The 18,087-nt window shown below is 53.8% G+C and carries 16 protein-coding genes; 11 read left to right on the top strand and 5 right to left on the bottom strand.

Annotated features, from left to right (window positions below; translation table 11 throughout):
- The 10 genes from CLV88_RS21595 to CLV88_RS21550 all read left to right on the top strand — a co-directional run.
- On the top strand, positions 1 to 467 hold a 467-nt coding region (locus CLV88_RS21595; protein ID WP_207797123.1), incomplete at its 5' end, for an EscU/YscU/HrcU family type III secretion system export apparatus switch protein.
- Positions 464 to 895 (top strand): hypothetical protein, encoded by a 432-nt coding sequence (locus tag CLV88_RS21590; RefSeq protein ID WP_106610486.1) that lies wholly within the window; start codon positions 464 to 466, stop codon positions 893 to 895. The genes CLV88_RS21595 and CLV88_RS21590, both read left to right, overlap by 4 nt.
- A 234-nt stretch (positions 896 to 1,129) precedes the next feature.
- Positions 1,130 to 2,161 carry a LacI family DNA-binding transcriptional regulator gene (locus CLV88_RS21585; RefSeq protein WP_106610485.1) on the top strand — a complete coding sequence of 344 codons (1,032 nt, stop codon included), beginning with the start codon at positions 1,130 to 1,132 and terminating at the stop codon, positions 2,159 to 2,161.
- Between the two features lie 120 nt (positions 2,162 to 2,281).
- Positions 2,282 to 3,586 (top strand): ABC transporter substrate-binding protein, encoded by a 1,305-nt coding sequence (locus tag CLV88_RS21580; protein WP_106610484.1) that lies wholly within the window; start codon positions 2,282 to 2,284, stop codon positions 3,584 to 3,586.
- 118 nt (positions 3,587 to 3,704) lie between these two features.
- Positions 3,705 to 4,571: a carbohydrate ABC transporter permease gene (locus CLV88_RS21575; protein WP_106610483.1), complete on the top strand. Its 867-nt coding sequence runs from the start codon at positions 3,705 to 3,707 to the stop codon at positions 4,569 to 4,571.
- A 10-nt stretch (positions 4,572 to 4,581) separates the two neighbouring features.
- Entirely contained in the window at positions 4,582 to 5,412 is an 831-nt protein-coding gene (locus CLV88_RS21570; protein ID WP_106610482.1) for a carbohydrate ABC transporter permease, read from the top strand.
- Positions 5,413 to 5,423: 11 nt separating this feature from the next.
- Complete coding sequence (locus CLV88_RS21565; protein WP_106610481.1) at positions 5,424 to 6,428, top strand: ABC transporter ATP-binding protein; 1,005 nt, start codon at positions 5,424 to 5,426, stop codon at positions 6,426 to 6,428.
- Entirely contained in the window at positions 6,425 to 7,198 is a 774-nt protein-coding gene (locus CLV88_RS21560) for an L-iditol 2-dehydrogenase (RefSeq protein WP_106610480.1), read from the top strand. The genes CLV88_RS21565 and CLV88_RS21560 overlap by 4 nt, the downstream gene beginning before the upstream one ends.
- Positions 7,199 to 7,224: 26 nt before the next feature.
- The gene (locus CLV88_RS21555; protein ID WP_106610479.1) at positions 7,225 to 8,697 is read left to right on the top strand and encodes a mannitol dehydrogenase family protein; all 1,473 of its coding nucleotides are present in this window, start codon (positions 7,225 to 7,227) and stop codon (positions 8,695 to 8,697) included.
- A 148-nt stretch (positions 8,698 to 8,845) separates the two neighbouring features.
- On the top strand, positions 8,846 to 9,484 hold the full coding sequence (locus CLV88_RS21550; protein WP_106610478.1) for an AAA family ATPase: 639 nt from the start codon (positions 8,846 to 8,848) through the stop codon (positions 9,482 to 9,484).
- On the opposite strand, the gene dld is transcribed toward CLV88_RS21550, so the two are convergent.
- From dld to CLV88_RS21530, 4 genes are all read right to left on the bottom strand, one after another.
- A complete protein-coding gene (gene dld, locus CLV88_RS21545; protein ID WP_106610477.1) occupies positions 9,471 to 11,198 on the bottom strand; it encodes a D-lactate dehydrogenase in 1,728 nt (575 codons plus the stop codon). The genes CLV88_RS21550 and dld overlap by 14 nt on opposite strands.
- On the bottom strand, positions 11,195 to 12,379 hold the full coding sequence (locus CLV88_RS21540) for an alpha-hydroxy acid oxidase (protein ID WP_106610476.1): 1,185 nt from the start codon (positions 12,377 to 12,379) through the stop codon (positions 11,195 to 11,197). Before CLV88_RS21540 ends, dld begins: the two co-directional genes overlap by 4 nt.
- A 14-nt stretch (positions 12,380 to 12,393) precedes the next feature.
- Positions 12,394 to 14,454, bottom strand: coding sequence for a TRAP transporter large permease subunit (locus tag CLV88_RS21535; protein WP_106610475.1), 2,061 nt, complete (start codon positions 14,452 to 14,454; stop codon positions 12,394 to 12,396).
- 124 nt (positions 14,455 to 14,578) lie between these two features.
- Positions 14,579 to 15,628, bottom strand: coding sequence for a TRAP transporter substrate-binding protein (locus tag CLV88_RS21530; RefSeq protein WP_106610474.1), 1,050 nt, complete (start codon positions 15,626 to 15,628; stop codon positions 14,579 to 14,581).
- A gap of 315 nt (positions 15,629 to 15,943) precedes the next feature.
- Here CLV88_RS21530 and CLV88_RS21525 point away from each other — a divergent pair, with 315 nt between their 5' ends.
- A complete protein-coding gene (locus CLV88_RS21525) occupies positions 15,944 to 16,741 on the top strand; it encodes a FadR/GntR family transcriptional regulator (protein ID WP_106610473.1) in 798 nt (265 codons plus the stop codon).
- Positions 16,742 to 16,813: 72 nt separating this feature from the next.
- Here the strand turns inward: CLV88_RS21525 and CLV88_RS21520 are convergent, their stop codons facing one another.
- On the bottom strand, positions 16,814 to 18,079 hold the full coding sequence (locus CLV88_RS21520) for an aminotransferase class V-fold PLP-dependent enzyme (protein ID WP_106610472.1): 1,266 nt from the start codon (positions 18,077 to 18,079) through the stop codon (positions 16,814 to 16,816).
- Positions 18,080 to 18,087 lie beyond the last annotated feature (8 nt).

The following is an 18,087-nucleotide window of genomic DNA, read 5'->3' as shown; positions in this document are numbered from 1 at the left end:
CCCTCAATCCATCAGAAAAACGCCTAAGCCATCGTCACGCCAAATGGCCGGCTTTTACTCCGCCACACTGGCAGGTTTTTAATCCGCCGTTGACAGGTGATCCACACATCAAGCAACAGCGCCGTCAAAGAGCTCAGGAAATTGCGACAAATCAAATGTTGAGCGATGTTCCAAGCGCTGATGTGATTATAGTCAATCCGACCCACTATGCAGTCGCGCTCAAATGGAATCGTGCTCCTGGCGAGGCACCGGTGTGTGTGGCAAAGGGAGTGGACGAAGTTGCGAAATCAATAAGGGAATGTGCGCACGACGCTGGTGTGCCAATCAAGAGCGATCCGCCCACCGCACGCGCGCTTCACGCGATCGTGGAAATCGGTCACGAAGTTCCACCTGATCTATATCGCCCTGTTGCAACGGCAATTCGATTTGCTGAAGCCATGCGGCAAAAGGCAAAGGCGTTTGGATGAAAAAAGATGATTTGGCAGGGCTGCTGGAGATTTCGCTTACTGTTTTTGAGGCAAGCCAAGCAAAACTACATCCGATTTTGAAAGAAGAAATGCGATTGAGAGATTTGTTGGCCGATTTATCTCAAGACGCGGCCGTGGCGCGCCTGTCATTTCAAACGGATTTGAACATGCGCGCCGTTCGGGCAGACGAAGCATGGAACACTTGGGCAGAGCAAAACAGGCGCACCCTAAACCTGAAATTGGCACAGATTTTGGCGCAAAAGGAAGTTGCGATGGCGAGCGTAAAGAAGTCGTTTGGAAAGTTGGAAGCTTTAAGGGCGATCTCTGCTGTCGCAAAGAAAGAAAGCGAGGCCCGTCTTGCAGTTCGCAACAGCGACGCACAGCTTCAAGCATATTTGACACGTGTAAACAACACACGCACCTTTTGAGCACCGGTACACGCTTTCGAAATTGCTGTCTGGAACAAGGTATCGTTTCACACAAATGTTGCCAGCTTCTTCTCGGAAAAATTCAGTTCTTGGAGCATTGGTCATTCTGGCGCGATGAACCAAAGCCCTAAAATCGATCATGCTTGAACTGCGCTCGTTGCCAAAACTCTATTGATTTATTTCGCGCGATAAGAAAGCGTAAGGTTTGGGAAACTTTTTGAGGGGCCAGTTGCAATGCGCACAACCAGCATCCGTAATATGGAAGAATTCGCGTCATTCAGCGGAATCTCACGGCCGACAGTTTCCAAGTATTTTAATGATCCAAGCAGCGTGCGCCGTTCTACCCGCGAAAAAATCGAACGGGCATTGGAACGATGTGACTATCAGCCCAACATCTTTGCGATCAATCAGAACCGCAAGTTGACCAAGAACATTGGGATCATGGTGCCCTATCTGGCCGATCCGTTTTTTGCCGAAATCGCGCGGCGAATTGAGACTCTGGTGATTTCGTCCGGCTACACTCCCATTTTACTCAGTTCACATGGCGACGCGGACCTTGAGGTCGACAACCTGAATTCGCTGCGCGCCATAAAACCTGCTGGCGTATTGTTGGCGCCACTAGGTCGTGCATCCAACAGGGGCGCAATTGAATCGTTTTGTGCGGACTTTCCGACTGTGAATTTCGATGCAAATATCGAAGGGGTCGGTGAAGCGTTCGTGGGGCACAACAACGCTCAGGCCACCGCCGTTATGTTGCAGTACTTAGTGCGCAGCGGCGAGCCACCGGTCTTTTTCGAGATGCGGACGCCGCCTAACCCGAACGCCAACAAACGCCGGATTGCTTACATTGAGACGATGGAGCAATTGGGACACTCTCCACATGTCGTGCAGGCGGATGGAGAGGGTTGGGAAATTGAAGAGATCGGGTTTCGCGAAGGCAAACGGGCCATCGCCAATCGTGAGCTGGCCTCTGGCACAGTTTTTTGCTCAAATGATCGTCTGGCCATCGGGTTTCTGGCCGCAGCATACGAAATGGGCATCCGTGTGGGCTTGGGTGACGATTGTAGTCTGCGGGTCGCGGGGCATGACAACCATCCATTTTCGAGGTTCACCTGTCCGACTTTGACAACGATTTCTCACAATTACTCTGCCATCGCGGCACGTAGCGTTGAGACAATTATGGCGTTTATCGATTCGGGCACACGTGCCTCTAATCGCGAATCCATGCTTTTTGATGGAGAATTGATCATGCGGGCATCTGCGTAACACGCTATTTTCAAACATAAATTTTTTTAAATTTTTACGCGAGTAAACTTTTAGATTGACGTGACGCAAGCCTGTTGCGTAGGTTGGTCGGGCAAAACTTAAATCGAGGGGAGGACTCGTATGTATTTTAGAAACGCACTTGGTGCGGCAACCGCAATGTCGCTTATCACGGCTGGCGCATTGTCCGCTGAAACCATTACCATCGCGACCGTCAACAACGGCGACATGATCCGCATGCAGGGTTACACAGATGACTTCACGGCCAAAACAGGCCATGAAGTTGAGTGGGTGACGTTGGAAGAGAACGTTCTGCGTCAGCGTGTCACCACCGACATCACCACCAAGGGTGGTGCTTTCGACATCATGACCATTGGCATGTACGAAACCCCAATTTGGGGCGCAAACGGCTGGCTGGTTCCACTGGACAACCTATCCGCGGAATATGACGCTGGCGACATCCTTCCTGCGATGGCAGGTGGTTTGAGCCACGAAGGCACGCTCTATGCGGCGCCCTTCTATGGCGAAAGCTCAATGATCATGTACCGCTCTGACCTTATGGCAAAGGCTGGTATGGAAATGCCAGACGCGCCAACATGGCAGTTCATCCGCGAAGCTGCGGCTGCAATGACCGACCGCGATGCCGAGATCAATGGTATCTGCCTGCGCGGCAAGGCCGGCTGGGGTGAAGGCGGCGCGTTCATCACCGCGATGTCCAACTCGTTTGGTGCACGTTGGTTCGACATGGACTGGAACGCTCAGTTCGACACCGAAGCTTGGGCCAACACCTTGAACTTCTACAAGGGTATGATGGACGAAAGCGGCCCTGCCGGTTACGCCACCAACGGCTTTAACGAAAACCTGTCTCTGTTCCAGCAAGGCAAATGCGGCATGTGGATTGACGCCACCGTGGCGGCATCCTTTGTGACCAACCCCAACGACTCGACTGTTGCTGACAGTGTCGGCTTTGCTCTGGCACCCGATACCGGGCTGGGTAAGCGTTCGAACTGGCTCTGGGCTTGGGCACTGGCAATTCCAGCCGGTACTCAGAAACAGGATGCTGCAGTGCAATTCATCGAGTGGGCGACTTCCAAGTCCTATATCGAGTTGGTTGCTGCGAATGAGGGCTGGGCCAACGTGCCTCCGGGCGCCCGTACTTCGCTGTACGAGAACGAGAACTATCAGGCTGTACCGTTTGCTAAGATGACACTGGACTCGATCCTGTCAGCTGATCCGAACGACTCGACCGTGGAGCCTTCGCCTTACGTTGGTGTTCAGTTTGCCGCTATTCCAGAATTCGCGGGTATCGCTACCGAAGTGAGCCAGGAATTCTCGGCAGCCTATGCCGGTCAGCAGACCGTCGAAGAGGCGCTTGCCAAGGCTCAGGCAATTACAAACGAAGCAATGGAAGCCGCTGGCTACCGCTAAGGCTTTGACCTAGTCAGGGGGGCGGTGCGCCCGCCCCCCTGCACACACCCCCCCCTGTCCTGTACATTCGAACCGACGCAACAAGACGGCACCGTCCGTCAACAAAGGAGGCGTGCCAATGGCGACCCAGCATTCACGATCCGCCGCCCGAGTGATGATGGCCCCCGCGGTTATCCTGCTCCTGGGATGGATGCTCATCCCCCTGACAATGACGCTCTACTTTTCCTTCAAGAAATACCTGCCACTGCGCGGTGGTGATCTCGGTTGGGTAGGGTTTGACAACTATGTTCGCTTTGTAAGTTCCAGCGCCTTTTGGCCGTCTATTCAGACGACGCTGATTATCGTTGGTGGCGTTCTGGCCATTACCGTGTCGCTGGGAGTGCTATTGGCGATCCTGCTGAACCAGCCCATGTGGGGCCAGGGCATTGTGCGCATTCTCGTTATCGCGCCCTTCTTTGTTATGCCGACAGTCTCGGCATTGGTTTGGAAGAACATGTTCATGGACCCAAACTATGGCCTGTTAGCGCATCTTTGGAAATTCTTCGGCGCCACCCCGGTGGAATGGCTTAGCCAAGCATCGCTGCCGTCGATTGTCATGATCGTATCCTGGCAATGGCTGCCATTTGCGACCCTGATCCTTCTGACCGCGATCCAGTCGCTGGACAGCGAACAACTTGAAGCCGCCGAAATGGACGGCGCCCCACCAATCAAACGGTTCGGGTTCATCGTTCTGCCGCATCTGGGGCGCGCGATCACTGTTGTGATCCTGATCCAGACGATCTTTTTGCTGGCCATCTTTGCAGAGATCTTTGTAACAACAGGCGGTGCCTTTGGAACCAAGACGCTCAGCTACCTGATCTTCCAGCGTGTGCTGGAAAGCCAGAACATCGGCCTAGGCTCTGCTGGCGGTGTCTACGCAATCATTCTCGCAAATATCGTTGCCATCTTCCTGATGCGCATCGTCGGCAAGAACCTGGACGCGTGAGGAGAACATCATGGCACGTGCAGTTACGCAACAACGCAAGATCATCAACACCGCCGCCGCATGGGGCATTGGGCTGCTGATCTTCTTCCCGATCCTCTGGACCATCCTGACCAGCTTCAAAACCGAAGCACAGGCGATTGCAGATCCGCCCATCTTTTTGGGCTTTGACTGGACGCTTGAGAACTACTCGGTTGTGATGGAACGCTCAAACTATGCCCGGTTCCTGTGGAATTCGATCATTATTGCAGGCGGCTCGACCGTTCTGGGCATTATCATCGCGGTGCCCGCTGCCTGGTCGATGGCCTTTGTGCCATCCAAGCGGACCAAGGACATCCTGATGTGGATGCTCAGCACCAAAATGCTGCCAGCGGTGGGTGTGCTGTATCCGATCTACTTGCTGTTCATTCAGCTGGGTCTGCTCGACACAAAGCTGGGTCTGGTAATCGTTCTGATGCTGATCAACCTGCCGATCATCGTCTGGATGCTCTACACCTACTTCAAGGAGATCCCTGGTGAAATCCTTGAAGCGGCTCGGATGGACGGGGCGACACTTAAGGATGAGGTGCTTTATGTCCTCACTCCAATGGCAATCCCCGGCATCGCGTCCACACTACTTTTGAACGTGATCCTTGCCTGGAACGAAGCCTTCTGGACGCTCAACCTGACGGCGGCCAAGGCGGCCCCCCTCACGGCATTCATTGCCAGCTACTCCAGCCCAGAGGGCCTGTTTTATGCAAAACTCAGCGCGGCCTCGACCATGGCTATCGCGCCAATCCTCATCCTTGGCTGGTTCAGCCAGAAACAACTTGTCAGCGGCCTGACCTTCGGCGCTGTGAAATAAGGAACGGACCAATGGGACAAATTCAACTGAACCAAGTCACCAAAAGCTTCGGCGACGTGCAGGTCATTCCACCTTTGGATCTGACCATCGAAGACGGAGAGTTTACAGTATTCGTCGGCCCTTCGGGTTGCGGAAAATCCACCCTGCTGCGCCTAATTGCAGGGTTGGAAGATGTCTCTAGCGGCATGATCTCGATTGATGGGGCGGATCAAACCATGACGCCCCCGGCCAAACGCGGTCTGGCGATGGTGTTCCAGTCATATGCGCTTTACCCGCATATGTCGGTACGCAAAAACATCGCCTTTCCACTGCGCATGGCCAAGATGGATCAAGCCGAGATCGACCGTCGCGTCGAAGGGGCCGCATCTGTTCTGAACCTCGCGGATTATCTTGACCGACGCCCCGGCCAATTGTCTGGCGGTCAGCGTCAGCGCGTTGCCATTGGCCGCGCCATTGTCCGTGAGCCTGCCGCATTCCTTTTTGACGAACCTTTGTCCAACCTCGACGCCGCGTTGCGCGTTGGGATGCGGTTGGAGATTTCGGAACTTCACAAACGTCTGACAACGACAATGATCTATGTGACCCATGATCAGGTTGAAGCCATGACAATGGCTGACAAAATTGTGGTGCTACATGCTGGTGTGATTGAACAGGTTGGCAGCCCGCTGGAGCTGTACCGCAACCCGCGCAACACATTTGTCGCTGGCTTCATCGGCAGCCCCAAAATGAACCTTCTGGAAGGGCCAGAGGCGCAAAAGTTCAACGCAAAAACCATCGGCATTCGCCCCGAGCATATTGGCATATCGGCGGACGCCGGAGACTGGGAAGGCGTCGTTGGGGTTTCGGAGCACCTTGGCTCGGACACTTTCTTCCATGTGAAATGCGATGCGTTTGAACACCCTCTGACTGTACGTGCCAGCGGGGAGTTGACCATGTCTTATGGCGCTAAGGTCTTCCTGACGCCGGACCAAGCTCATTTGCACCGCTTTGACGACCAAGGGCTCCGGCTGGGATGAAGCGACTGGACGGAAAAATTGCCCTTATCACGGGGGCTGCAAGGGGCATAGGTCTGGAGTTTGCCAAGGCCTATGCCGCTGAAGGCGCGACGGTTGCCATTGCAGATATAGATATCGAACGCGCACAAGGTGCCGCCGCCGATATCGGTGGCACGGCTATTGCAATCGAGATGGATGTATCTCGACAGGACAGCATCGATGCCGCGCTGAACCACGTCGTTGAGCAGTTTGGCGGTATAGACGTCCTTGTAAACAATGCTGCCTTGTTCACAGCTGGGCCGATTGTCGAAATAACGCGTGCTGAATACGATCGCATATTTTCCATCAACGTCTCTGGTGCCCTGTTCACGATGCAGGCCGCCGCACGCCACATGATTGCGCGCGGAAAGGGAGGCAAGATCGTCAATATGGCCAGTCAAGCCGGGCGTCGTGGCGAACCGCTTGTTGCGGTCTATTGCGCCTCCAAAGCCGCGATCATTAGCCTGACGCAATCTGCCGGGCTGAACCTGATCCAACATGGCATTAACGTGAACGCCATCGCGCCGGGCGTCGTGGATGGCGAACATTGGGACGGTGTGGACGCGTTGTTTGCAAAATACGAAGGCAAACCAGCCGGACAAAAGAAAAAAGAGGTTGGTAAAGCCGTTCCGTTTGGCCGCATGGGCCACGCCTCAGACCTGACCGGCATGGCCATCTTTCTCGCTTCCAGCGAAGCCGACTACATCGTGGGTCAAACGTTCGGTGTGGACGGCGGCAATTGGTTGGCGTGATGAATATAGACGTGCGGGGACACTCAATGATCAAGCTTTCGAACAAAACTCTTTCTGCGCTACCCGCCAAAACATCTCGCCCTAGCTATGATCGCGAGGCGTTGTCGGCGGGGATAGTGCATATCGGAGTTGGAAATTTTCACCGTGCGCATCAGGCTTGGTACCTTCATCGATTGTTTGAACAGGGGTTGGACCATGATTGGGCGATCGTTGGTGCCGGTGTTCGTGCATTCGATGAGACACAGCGTCAGAAACTCGCGGCTCAGGACTACTTAACAACGTTGATTGAACTCGACCCGCAGGGTCGGTCAGCCGAAGTCGTTGGAGCAATGATCGATTTTGTACCGGTCGAAGACGCGAATTGGGCGCTAATCGACAGAATGGCCAAGCCGGACATTCGCATTGTTGCCCTGACTGTAACTGAAGGCGGGTATTATATTGACCCGGCAACCAAAGGATTTGACGCTTCTCATCCGGACATCGTGCATGACGCGCAGAACCCAAACGCACCCCGCACGGCATTTGGTGCGATGATTGCAGCACTCAAGAAGCGTCGCCAAAACAGCGAACGGCCATTTACTGGAATGAGCTGTGACAATTTGCAGGGCAATGGTAACATCCTGAAGCAGACCGTTGTTTCGCTTGCTCGAATGTCAGACCCCGGATTGGCCGACTGGATCGAATCCGAGTGTAGTTTTCCCAATTCAATGGTTGATTGCATTGTGCCCGCGACAGGCCCAAATGAATTGGCCTTGGTCCAGGATTTCGGGATCGCGGATGCCGTACCTGTAACTCATGAAAATTTTCGCCAATGGGTTATTGAGGATGATTTTTGCGCTGGTCGTCCAAGCTGGGACAAGGCCGGTGCCATCTTTTCTGAGCAAGTTCACAGATTTGAGGCCATGAAAATCCGCGTTCTAAACGGAGGGCATCAGATAATCGCAAACGTGGGCGAAGTGCTGTCCGTCCCAACAATCGCGGACTGCATGGCCCACCCTCAGATTGGAGCGTTCTTTTCCAAAGTGGCCCGCGATGAAATCGCACCGCTTGTCCTTCCAGCGCCGGGGATGCCTGCACAGGCCTATGTCGATCTTGTGGAACGCCGATTTTCAAATCCCGAGATCATAGACACAACACGTCGCGTTGCATTTGATGGCTCTTCCCGCCATCCGGGCTTTATCGTACCCAGCATCCAATCTGCTTTACGAGAAGGCGGAGCATCAATGTCGGGTCTCGCGCTTGTAGAAGCTTGCTGGGCGCGTATGTGCGAAGGTACCCGTGAAGATGGAAGCGTCATTGAAGCAAATGATCCTTTTTGGGACGATCTGCGAAGAATCGCGATTGAAGCGAAAACACGTCCTGAGGCATGGATTTCCCAAAGCCAGTACTACGGTGACATCGGTTCTAATTCAGAGTTTTCGGAACGGTTTGATCACTGGTTACGAAAAATCTGGAACGACGGAATTATTGCGGCCATCGACGCGTACCTCGCTGAGTAATCCATTTTTCTGTGTGTGCGACGTGTAATTGCACACACATCGAACAGTATTATCAGAAGTCAGTTTTGCGAATTTGATGGCTTGTAGTTGCTAACTAAGCTTGCTTGCGTCGGTAGCTTTAAGTGAATGCGTTTCTAGGAGAGAGCAAATGGACGCGATTTCGAAACAGGACCTGATCCGCGAAATTAATCGGCTAGCGCATGTCAGAAAACGGACCATTGTTGCCATTGCCGGGCCGCCCGGCTCTGGCAAGACGACGCTTGCGAAAGAATTGGCCGCCGAGCTTAACGTGAAATCCGCTGTTCTTCCGATGGATGGCTTTCATTTTGATAACGAACAGCTCCGAGAAATGAAGCTACTTCATCGAAAGGGTGCCCCCGAAACGTTTGACGCGGTTGGATTTGTCGACCTTATCCAACTTGCCAGACAGGGTGGGGCATTGCGATTTCCCACATTTGACAGAACCCTTGACGCTACTGTGCCAGATACTGGCCTCATCACGAGTGACACATCCGTCGTGTTGGTTGAAGGGAACTACCTACTTCTAAAAACATCGCCGTGGAACCAACTGAGGGAAGCTTTCAATTTGACGGTTCTCCTTGATGTTTCCCAGCAGGAGCTGGAAACGCGGTTAATCGACAGATGGCTGAAACATGGATTTACATTAAATGAATCCCGTGATCGGGCACTGGCAAATGACATTCCAAACGCCCTATTTGTTCTGGAACAGTCCACGACACCCGATTTTGTCCTTGGCACCGGCCCATCGCCGGCTAGCCGTCAGTGAGGCCAGACAGAACAGCCGGGGAATGCGCGTCGTCTTCTGCATAGCTCCGAGCCTTGGACATCTTTCCAATGCCCGGATTAAAAGAGTTGGTCGGATCACAGCATTTGTAATGCGCGGCTAGATCTGGCTTTGCCTTGTAAAGATGCCCGACGTTGTGTTCTGCGGGGTATTCCGCACCTCTTTCGTCGAAGAGCTTTAACATGGCCGCCTTCAGCGCCTTGGGATCGGCACCTTTTTTGACCACATAGTCCTGATGCATGACGTGACACATAAAGTGCCCATAGTAGAGTTTGTGCACAATTTGGTCGTCAATCTCTTTGGGCAGCTTTTCCAACCAGTCATTATCATTGCGCCGCAAGGCCACGTCCAAGGCGATGATGTCTTCAACTTCGGAGCCATGGATCGCCATGTAACGCACTGCGGCACCAGCCGCCGCAAACCTATGCAGGCCGGCGATTTTGGCCTCGCGCGCGCTGCACTCAAAGAAATCACCATCACGATCAGAAAAGAACGTGGGCAGCGAATCCGCGGCTTCCTTAATGCCTTCGTTCTTCATTTTCAGGATCAAATGGTGCTCGTATTGATCGCGATAAGACGTCATCCGCAGCGGCAGCACACGCGGCCACAGGCGCGACACGACTTGCATAAGACGATCGGTGAAATTGCTCATCAGGGGGATTTTGCGCAACCGCGCGTCGACAGCGCCTTTCATTGCGAAGAATGTTGGCAACCTGGCAGTGCCCAGTTTGTCGATCATGACAACCGTGTCCTTGCCGTATGTCTCGGTAATGTTGAACACATCACGATGGACGTATTCAGCGGACACCGGCAGGGAGCCGAAGTTTTCGAGGATTTCGCGACGTAAATCGGCAAAATCGCCGGGATCGTTTGCGCCGATATAGAATATCTTTTCGGCCTCGTTTTTCTTGAACGTGTCAAGCCGGACAGCAAAGACTGCAAGCTTTCCCGCAGACCCGGCAGATTCAAACAGTTTGGATTTATCCGCGTTGAAACGTGCGGGTGTTTGGGCATTCACATCGCGCACGATCTGAACATAGTCACTAGCAGAGGCGCGCTTGTTTGTCGGTGTTGGATGTGGGTCAAAAGAGCCGTTTTCCAGCGTTGTCAGAATGTCCTCTGGAGTATTCCCCAGATCCATTCCCAAATGGTTCACCAGCTCCAGCCGCCCTTCGTCGGTAATCTGAGCGTAAAGCGAAAGTTCGGTATAGGCAGGGCCACGCTCGACCAAAGAACCACCGGAGTTATTACAGACACCACCGATGATTGATGCACCGATACAGGAGGATCCGATGACGGAATGCGGTTCTCGCCCCAATGGCGCCAACAGCTTTTCCAGCGCAAACAAGGTCGCCCCTGGAAAGCTGATCACTTGTTTTCCGTCTTGCAAGAGGGCCAGCTTGTCCATGCGGCGCGTATTGATCAGAACAACATCGCGGTCGTATGATCCGCTGGGTGTTGACCCTTCGGTCAAACCCGTGTTTGCAGCCTGCATGATGACAATTTTGTCGGCCGCAACACACGCCTGTAACACCTTCCACTGTTCCAAAAGTGTACCTGGGCGCAGCACACACAGCGCTTCGCCTTCGCCAGAGCGAAAGCCCCGCCGAAACCGTTCCGTGGCACGCATTCCTGTCAGAACGTGGCGATTACCGACAATTGTACGGAATTTTTCTAACAGTTCACCATTCGTCATGTTGCGGCCCTCTGGCTGTTCATTGCGGCACCGATCGGTGTACTGCGCAGATTTTCACGAGACAGCTGGTCGATGCTAGTCGCGCCCATCAATTTCATATCGCGCTCGATCTCTGCCTTCATGAGCCCCAGCGCCCGCTCTACTCCGGGCTGACCAGCGGCGGCCAACGCATAGAGGTAGCCCCGCCCGATCCCGACGGCTTTGGCCCCAAGCGACAATGCCTTAAGCACATGAGTTCCACGCTGTATTCCGCTATCCATCATAACATCAATACGGTCGCCAACCGCGTCCATGATCTCGGCCAGCTGATCAAAGGGGGTTCGTGACCCATCCAGCTGACGACCGCCATGGTTTGACAGCACAATGCCAGTGCAGCCGATTTCGGCCGCACGTTTTGCATCTTCGGCGGTCATAATCCCTTTGAGACAAAATTGACCATCCCAGTCTCGCACCATCTGGGCCACATCATCCCAGTTCATCGACGGGTCGAGCATCTCGGAAAAATAGCCGCCAATCGAGCTTGCACCGCCGCCCATGTCGACATGATCTTCCAGTTGCGGCAGGTGAAATTTTTCGTGGGTCACATAGTTGATACCCCACATCGGCTTGATCGCGAACTGGATCATGCCGCCCAAAGTCAGACGAAATGGGATCGAAAACCCAGTGCGCAGATCACGCTCGCGATTACCACCTGTGATGCTGTCAACTGTCAGCATCATCACTTCGACACCGGCCTCTTTGGCGCGCTGCATCATTGCGGCGTTCAACCCGCGATCTTTGTGAAAGTAAAACTGGTAGACTTGGGGGGATTTATGCTTTTTGCGCAATTCCTCTAGCGACACGGTGCCAAGGGACGATACGCCAAACAGCGTACCATATTTCTCTGCTGCGGCTGCGACGGCGCGTTCCCCTTGGTGGTGAAACAAACGTTGCAACGCAGTGGGAGAGCAATAAATCGGCATATCCAACCTTTGCCCCATCACCGTCACGGACATGTCCACGTCGGACACACCCGTCAGAACCGACGGCAAAAGATCACACTTATCAAAAGCCGCCGAATTCTTGCGATACGTGACTTCGTCGTCGGCCCCACCATCAATGTAGTTGAAGATGGGGCCCGGCAGGCGACGTTTGGCCAGAAGCCGGAAGTCATGGAAGTTGTGACAGTGACGCAGTGCCATATTGATGTCCCTCCTTAGTATGCGACCGAGGGAAGCCATGTCGCCAGTGTCGGCCACAGGAAGACCAGCGCAAGTCCCGTAAGCTGCAAGAGCACGAAGGGGATGATGCCGCGATAAATGTGCATCAAGCTGATTTCGGGGGGGCAGACACCTTTGAGGTAGAACAAGGCAAAGCCAACGGGTGGGGTGAGGAAGCTGGTTTGCAAAGTCACGGCGACAAGGATCACGAACCAGATCAGCGCGGGTTCGTCGACCACACCAAAGCCCGGAATATCAATACCAAGGCTGTTGATGATTGGGCGCATCAGCGGCAGCACGATTAACGTAATCTCGATCCAGTCCAGAACAAAGCCCAACAGGAAGACAATGAACAGGATGAAAATTACCGTTCCATTTGCCCCAAGACCAGTTGACAGAACAACATGTTCGATCAGCTCGTCACCGCCCAGTTCACGCAGTACATAAGAGAAGACGGTCGCGCCAAGGAAGATGGCAAAGATGTAAGCGGTGGTGTTGAACGTGGCCTTAAGCACGTTGACCAATTTTGCAATTGTCAGTTTGCGATACCCAAGCGCCAGCACCGTAGCACCCAGCGCGCCAATACCCGAGGCTTCGGTCGGCGTGGTTAAGCCCGCAAAGATTGAGCCAAGCACAGCAAGGATCAGAGCGAGCGTTGGAATGACCGCAATCAGCACATCCTTAACGGCGGCCCAGTCGGGACGTTTGGCCCCTTCGGGCACCGGGGCGGCATCGCGCTTAACCAAAGCGATAATGAAAATGTAGGTCAGGTAAAGACCACCAATAATCACGCCCGGAAACACGGCGGCCATAAAAAGATCACCGACCGAAAGCGCCATCTGATCCGCCATGATCACGAGCATAATTGACGGAGGGATCAGAATGCCAAGTGTGCCGCTTGCCGAAACAACACCCGCCGCAAGGCTTGGTGAGTATTTCTGCTGCATCATAGAGGGCAGCGACAGAACACCCAGCAGAACCACAGAGGCACCGATGATACCCGTCGAAGCGGCCAGAATAATGCCGATGAGTGTCACAGTGATCGCAAGTCCACCACGTACGGTGCCGAACAGGCGTTGCATGGAGGTCATAAGACGCTCTGCTACTCCGCTTTCATCCAGCATAAGGCCCATGAAAATGAACATCGGCAGCGCAACGAGAACTGCGTTCGACATTGTTGCGTAAACCCGGTTCACAACCGCGCCCAGCGTTAGATAGTCGAGTCCAGTAAAGGTGCTTTCTAATCCTGTCCACAGCATCAGATCGTTGTCAAAAAGGTAAGCCAACCCGCAGTAAGCGACGCCAACACCAGCCAAAACCCATGCCACTGGATAGCCAGTAAACAGTAGGGCAATGAAAGTCAGGAACATGGCGACGACCAGCTTTTCCTCGGTCGTTTCAACCAGGAATGTCAGGCCAAAGCAGATTGCCGCAAAGACAGCAAGCACGAGAAATACACGCCGCAATCCCGCGCCTGTGCGCTCGGAATCCGGGCCAGTGAACAGCGCGTGGAGATCGTGTATCAACCGGGCCAATGCGGCCAAAGCCAAAAGAACAAAGCTGATCGGGATGACGGATTTAAAAGCCCAGCGACCGGGCAATCCAGTGGGGCTGTCGGAGCGTTCGTTCACTCGAAGGCTCTCGTAAAAGTAATCGTACCCTTGGTCGATCATCAAGTAGATGAAGGGCACCAGCAATGTCAGGATCCCGCAAACCTCAATAATGCGCTGGGTCCGCCGGGAAAGCTGCATGTGCAAAACGTCTACGCGCACGTGGCTGTCGGTGACCAAGGCATAGGAAATGCCGATCATGGTAACAATGCCGTAAAAGTGCCACTGAATCTCGTCTAGCTTTGGGTAATTCTGACTAAACAGATAGCGTAGGGCGACTTGGCTAAAGATCGCAGCGACCAGCAAGATATTGGCCCACATCACCACATGGCCCACAGCCTTGACGCCACTGTCGATGACAACGGCGAGTTTTTGGCGATCTGCGTCTGGGTGCTCTAGCAACCCTTCATACACCTCGACCGGGTCGTTCAGCTTATTGTCGGCCATCAGAATTCCTCCTCAAATGCCCGGGCCACAGACAACAGCGGCCTCAGGGGCGGTCAGTCAGTTCAATAACGAAAATCATGGGATATACGGGGCGGCGAAATATGCCGCCCCGAAGGGAGAGCGCTTATTTGCGTGGGAGGAACGCGTGGCTCTTCCAAAGCTCGTAGCCTTCACGGAATTCGTTCATGTCGCCAAGAACCTTGGCAAAGAACGCGTCATTGGCGGCTTCTTCTGCGGCAACCGATTCCCAAGTGGTGCGGAACGTGTCGAGCATTTCTGGTGACCAGTCTTTGATCATGACGCCGTTGTTTTCGACGTTGTCGATCAATGCGGCGTGCTGGATCGCTTCGCCTTCGGCAAAGGAATCCGCCATCGAAGCTTTGCACGCGTTTTCAATGATCGCCTTGTGCTGATCAGAGGCCTCGTTCCAGACATCTTTGTTGACCATCAATTCAAAGACGGTCGCTTGCTGGTGCCAGCCCGGAAAGTAATTAAACTTGACCAGCTTGTGGAAACCCAAGCGCGCATCAATAGCGGGCATCGAGAATTCGGTCGCGTCAATCGCGCCCTTTTCCAAGGCTGGGAAGATTTCACCACCTGGCAGCAACGAAGTAGCAACTCCGAGCTTTTGCATGACTTTCCCACCAAGACCAAAGAAGCGCATTTTCAGGCCGTTCAGATCCTCGGGAGAGTTGATCTCTTTGGCGAACCAGCCCGACGTTTCCGGCGCGATGACGGCGCAAGGAATGACTTTGACGTTGTAACCTGCCTGGTCATACATCTCTTGGTACAGCGTCATACCGTTGCCGTAATAGAGCCATGCCATGTATTCGCCGGCCTCAGGCCCAAATGGGACAGCCGAGAACAGCGGCGCTGCTGGGATCTTGCCTGCCCAATAGCCGGCAGTCGTGTATCCGGAATTGATCTTGCCAGTCGACACCGCATCAAGGATTTCGAACGGGGCGACAAGTTTTCCCGGCTCATAGATTTTCATTCTGAGCGTACCGCCCGACATCAATTCGACCTGCTCTGCAACGCGTGGGATTGGCGAACCCAGACCCGGCAACGCGGTCGAGAAGGCAATTGGTGTTTTCAGCAATAGTTTGTCAGCGGCCAAAGCTGGTGCAGCGATCAGGCTGGCTGCAACGGCAAGGCTCGTCAGGGTCTTTTTCATGAGATCTCCTCCAAAGTAATTCGGAACACCCGTTCCTTGAATTGGTGCGGACGACCCGGCACCTTGGCGATGGTAAATAATATTGACCAGCTTATTCAGTCAACAACTTAATTTACCACTTGTCCGATCTGATTGCGCAATACTCGCAAGACCAAGTCCCGATTGTGAAATTAGTCAACCGCCCAATTACGACAAAAGAAAGATGTTAAGGTATTCAGTTTTAACGGTTAATTTGCATGGAACAGCGCGAAATCTCAGGGTTGCGCTTTGCGAATTGGAGGTTATATTTATTTACCACACAGCGGAGGCTTCTCTATGCCGAAAACCAGTTCACTGACGCCCGCGTCACTTTTCGAACCCGTCGGCCACGAATCATTGGCCGACGCCGTAGTTGCTCAAATCGAGGAGCTTATTGCTGCGGGAATCCTGAAGCAGGGCCGTAAGCTACCATCGGAGCGGGACCTTGCGGAAAGCCTTGGAGTATCCCGACCGAAGCTTCGCGAAGCTTTGCAGGCCCTGGAAGAGCGCGGCCTTGTCAAAACCCGACACGGAGAAGGGACTTTCGTAGCGCCACTGACAGGTCAGGCCATGCTTCCTGCATTGCTGTCCCTCTATGGACGCCACGAGCCAGCCTTTTTTGATTATCTGGAATACCGTCGAGAACAAGAAGGGTTTGCCGCGCGCTTGGCCGCGGAACGGGCAACAAAATCAGACAAGGCTCGAATTGCCGAGATCCTTGTCGAGAATGAACGCGCTTGGAAGGAAAACGATCCAGGTGCTTCCAGAGAAGCCGATTTCCAATTGCATACCGCCATCGTTGACGCCAGCCAGAATGCTACCCTCATCCACATGATGGCGTCAATTTTTGAACTTACGCGGCAAGGGGTCTTTTACAATCGAGATTTTCTCAAAACCATTGATGGTACGGGACGCAAATTGCTGGATCAGCACTTGGAACTCGGCAACGCGGTAATTGAAGGGGATCCGACACGAGCCGAAAACGCAGCGCTTGATCACATTTCGTTTGTCGAAAAATCGTTCCGCACGGGGATAGAACAACAACAGCGTGAAGCAATGGCGGAAAAGAGGCGCTTGCTATCCAAGGAACGTTGACGTGGATAGGTGCCTGCGTTCCGGAGGTGTTTCTGTGGACGGCAAACGAGTTGCCGTCCACAGAGAGTGAAATTAGGCAGCTTCTTCGACCAACTTTTTGAGCACACCAAGCATTTCAGCAACCTCTGCCTCTGTGTTGTAGTGGCAAAAAGAAATCCGAATGCAATCGGGCAGCCCCAGAGGATCAAGAACGTTACCGCTGTAGTGATCTGCTTTGCGTGTATGTGTGCGAATGCCCTGTTGATTGAGCAATTCCACAACTTTCTCAGACGCAATCCCGTCAACTGCAATCGACACTAGTCCCTCGCGTGCAGGGTTGTCCTCACCGGCGATGATCTGAACACGCTCCATGTCGCGCAAACCGGGCAAATTACCTGTGCCATTGATCGCCGTTTGAGTCAGCCTCGTCTCATATGCGTGGATGGCTCGGCCAGCTGCCTCGATCCGGGCGCGGCGGTCTGTTTCATCAGCCGCCACTTCGCCGCCAAGCCAGTCAAAATATGAGATGACATCAGACATGGTCGCATATGAGCCAGTGTCGCGCGTACCAAATTCCCATCCAGTCGCTGGGGCGTTGATCAGCATATCATGCGGCATCGCACTCAGCTTGTCGGAGATCCAGGCAAGACCATAGCCGTGACGTGAGAAAACTTTGTACGGAGAAACCGCATAGCCGTCGACATTGTAGGCCTCGAGATCTAGCTGACCGTGGGCCGCGTGCTGGATACCGTCGACAATGATCAGGCAATCCGGTGAAACAGCACGGATAGCCTTGGAAATTGCGGCCACATCCATGCCCATTCCCGTCACGGGCGACGCATGCAAAATTGTCGCCACGGACACATCTGGTGTCATAAGCGCAGCATAATCTTCAGCCGTGACAAGGCCTGCGGCGTCATTATGTTGGACATTCACATACTCCAGCCCTGCAATCTCTGCCCAGCGCCGTGCTGCGCTGCGAGTGGCCGGGTGTTCAATCGACGACCCAATGACTTTGGTGCCTTTTTCAACCGCAACGCACGCGGTTCGGATCAGGCGGAACAGTAGTTCCGTACCACTTTCACCTGCAAAGAACTGACCAGACGTCGCATTCATGAAGACCGCCAAGTCAGACTTGGCCTTGTTAATCACGTCTTGTGTACCCTGACCGGCCGGGTTGATACGGCCCGGATTGTCGGGGATGGCAGCATAAAACGAAGACGTTTCGGCAACCTGTTTCAGCGTCAGCGCACCACCTGCGTTTTCAAAGAAAATGCGCTCTCCTTGGAATGGGCAAGCGTCAACATGGGCGAAGCGTTCGCGGATCGCGGAGATGAGGGTGGGGTTGTCTTGGATCATTCTATTTT

This window comes from Shimia abyssi (assembly GCF_003014475.1).
Classification (GTDB): Bacteria; Pseudomonadota; Alphaproteobacteria; order Rhodobacterales; family Rhodobacteraceae; genus Shimia; species Shimia abyssi.
This window is presented reverse-complemented; position numbering and strand designations above follow the sequence as displayed.

What these genes read in the sequence shown, in the direction of transcription:
- CLV88_RS21590 (WP_106610486.1), top strand. Translation starts at nt 464, where the DNA reads ATGAAAAAAGATGATTTGGCAGGGCTGCTGGAGATTTCGCTTACTGTT.
- CLV88_RS21585 (WP_106610485.1), top strand. Translation starts at nt 1,130, where the DNA reads ATGCGCACAACCAGCATCCGTAATATGGAAGAATTCGCGTCATTCAGC.
- CLV88_RS21580 (WP_106610484.1), top strand. Translation starts at nt 2,282, where the DNA reads ATGTATTTTAGAAACGCACTTGGTGCGGCAACCGCAATGTCGCTTATC.
- CLV88_RS21575 (WP_106610483.1), top strand. Translation starts at nt 3,705, where the DNA reads ATGGCGACCCAGCATTCACGATCCGCCGCCCGAGTGATGATGGCCCCC.
- CLV88_RS21570 (WP_106610482.1), top strand. Translation starts at nt 4,582, where the DNA reads ATGGCACGTGCAGTTACGCAACAACGCAAGATCATCAACACCGCCGCC.
- CLV88_RS21565 (WP_106610481.1), top strand. Translation starts at nt 5,424, where the DNA reads ATGGGACAAATTCAACTGAACCAAGTCACCAAAAGCTTCGGCGACGTG.
- CLV88_RS21560 (WP_106610480.1), top strand. Translation starts at nt 6,425, where the DNA reads ATGAAGCGACTGGACGGAAAAATTGCCCTTATCACGGGGGCTGCAAGG.
- CLV88_RS21555 (WP_106610479.1), top strand. Translation starts at nt 7,225, where the DNA reads ATGATCAAGCTTTCGAACAAAACTCTTTCTGCGCTACCCGCCAAAACA.
- CLV88_RS21550 (WP_106610478.1), top strand. Translation starts at nt 8,846, where the DNA reads ATGGACGCGATTTCGAAACAGGACCTGATCCGCGAAATTAATCGGCTA.
- dld (WP_106610477.1), bottom strand. Translation starts at nt 11,198, where the DNA reads ATGACGAATGGTGAACTGTTAGAAAAATTCCGTACAATTGTCGGTAAT.
- CLV88_RS21540 (WP_106610476.1), bottom strand. Translation starts at nt 12,379, where the DNA reads ATGGCACTGCGTCACTGTCACAACTTCCATGACTTCCGGCTTCTGGCC.
- CLV88_RS21535 (WP_106610475.1), bottom strand. Translation starts at nt 14,454, where the DNA reads ATGGCCGACAATAAGCTGAACGACCCGGTCGAGGTGTATGAAGGGTTG.
- CLV88_RS21530 (WP_106610474.1), bottom strand. Translation starts at nt 15,628, where the DNA reads ATGAAAAAGACCCTGACGAGCCTTGCCGTTGCAGCCAGCCTGATCGCT.
- CLV88_RS21525 (WP_106610473.1), top strand. Translation starts at nt 15,944, where the DNA reads ATGCCGAAAACCAGTTCACTGACGCCCGCGTCACTTTTCGAACCCGTC.
- CLV88_RS21520 (WP_106610472.1), bottom strand. Translation starts at nt 18,079, where the DNA reads ATGATCCAAGACAACCCCACCCTCATCTCCGCGATCCGCGAACGCTTC.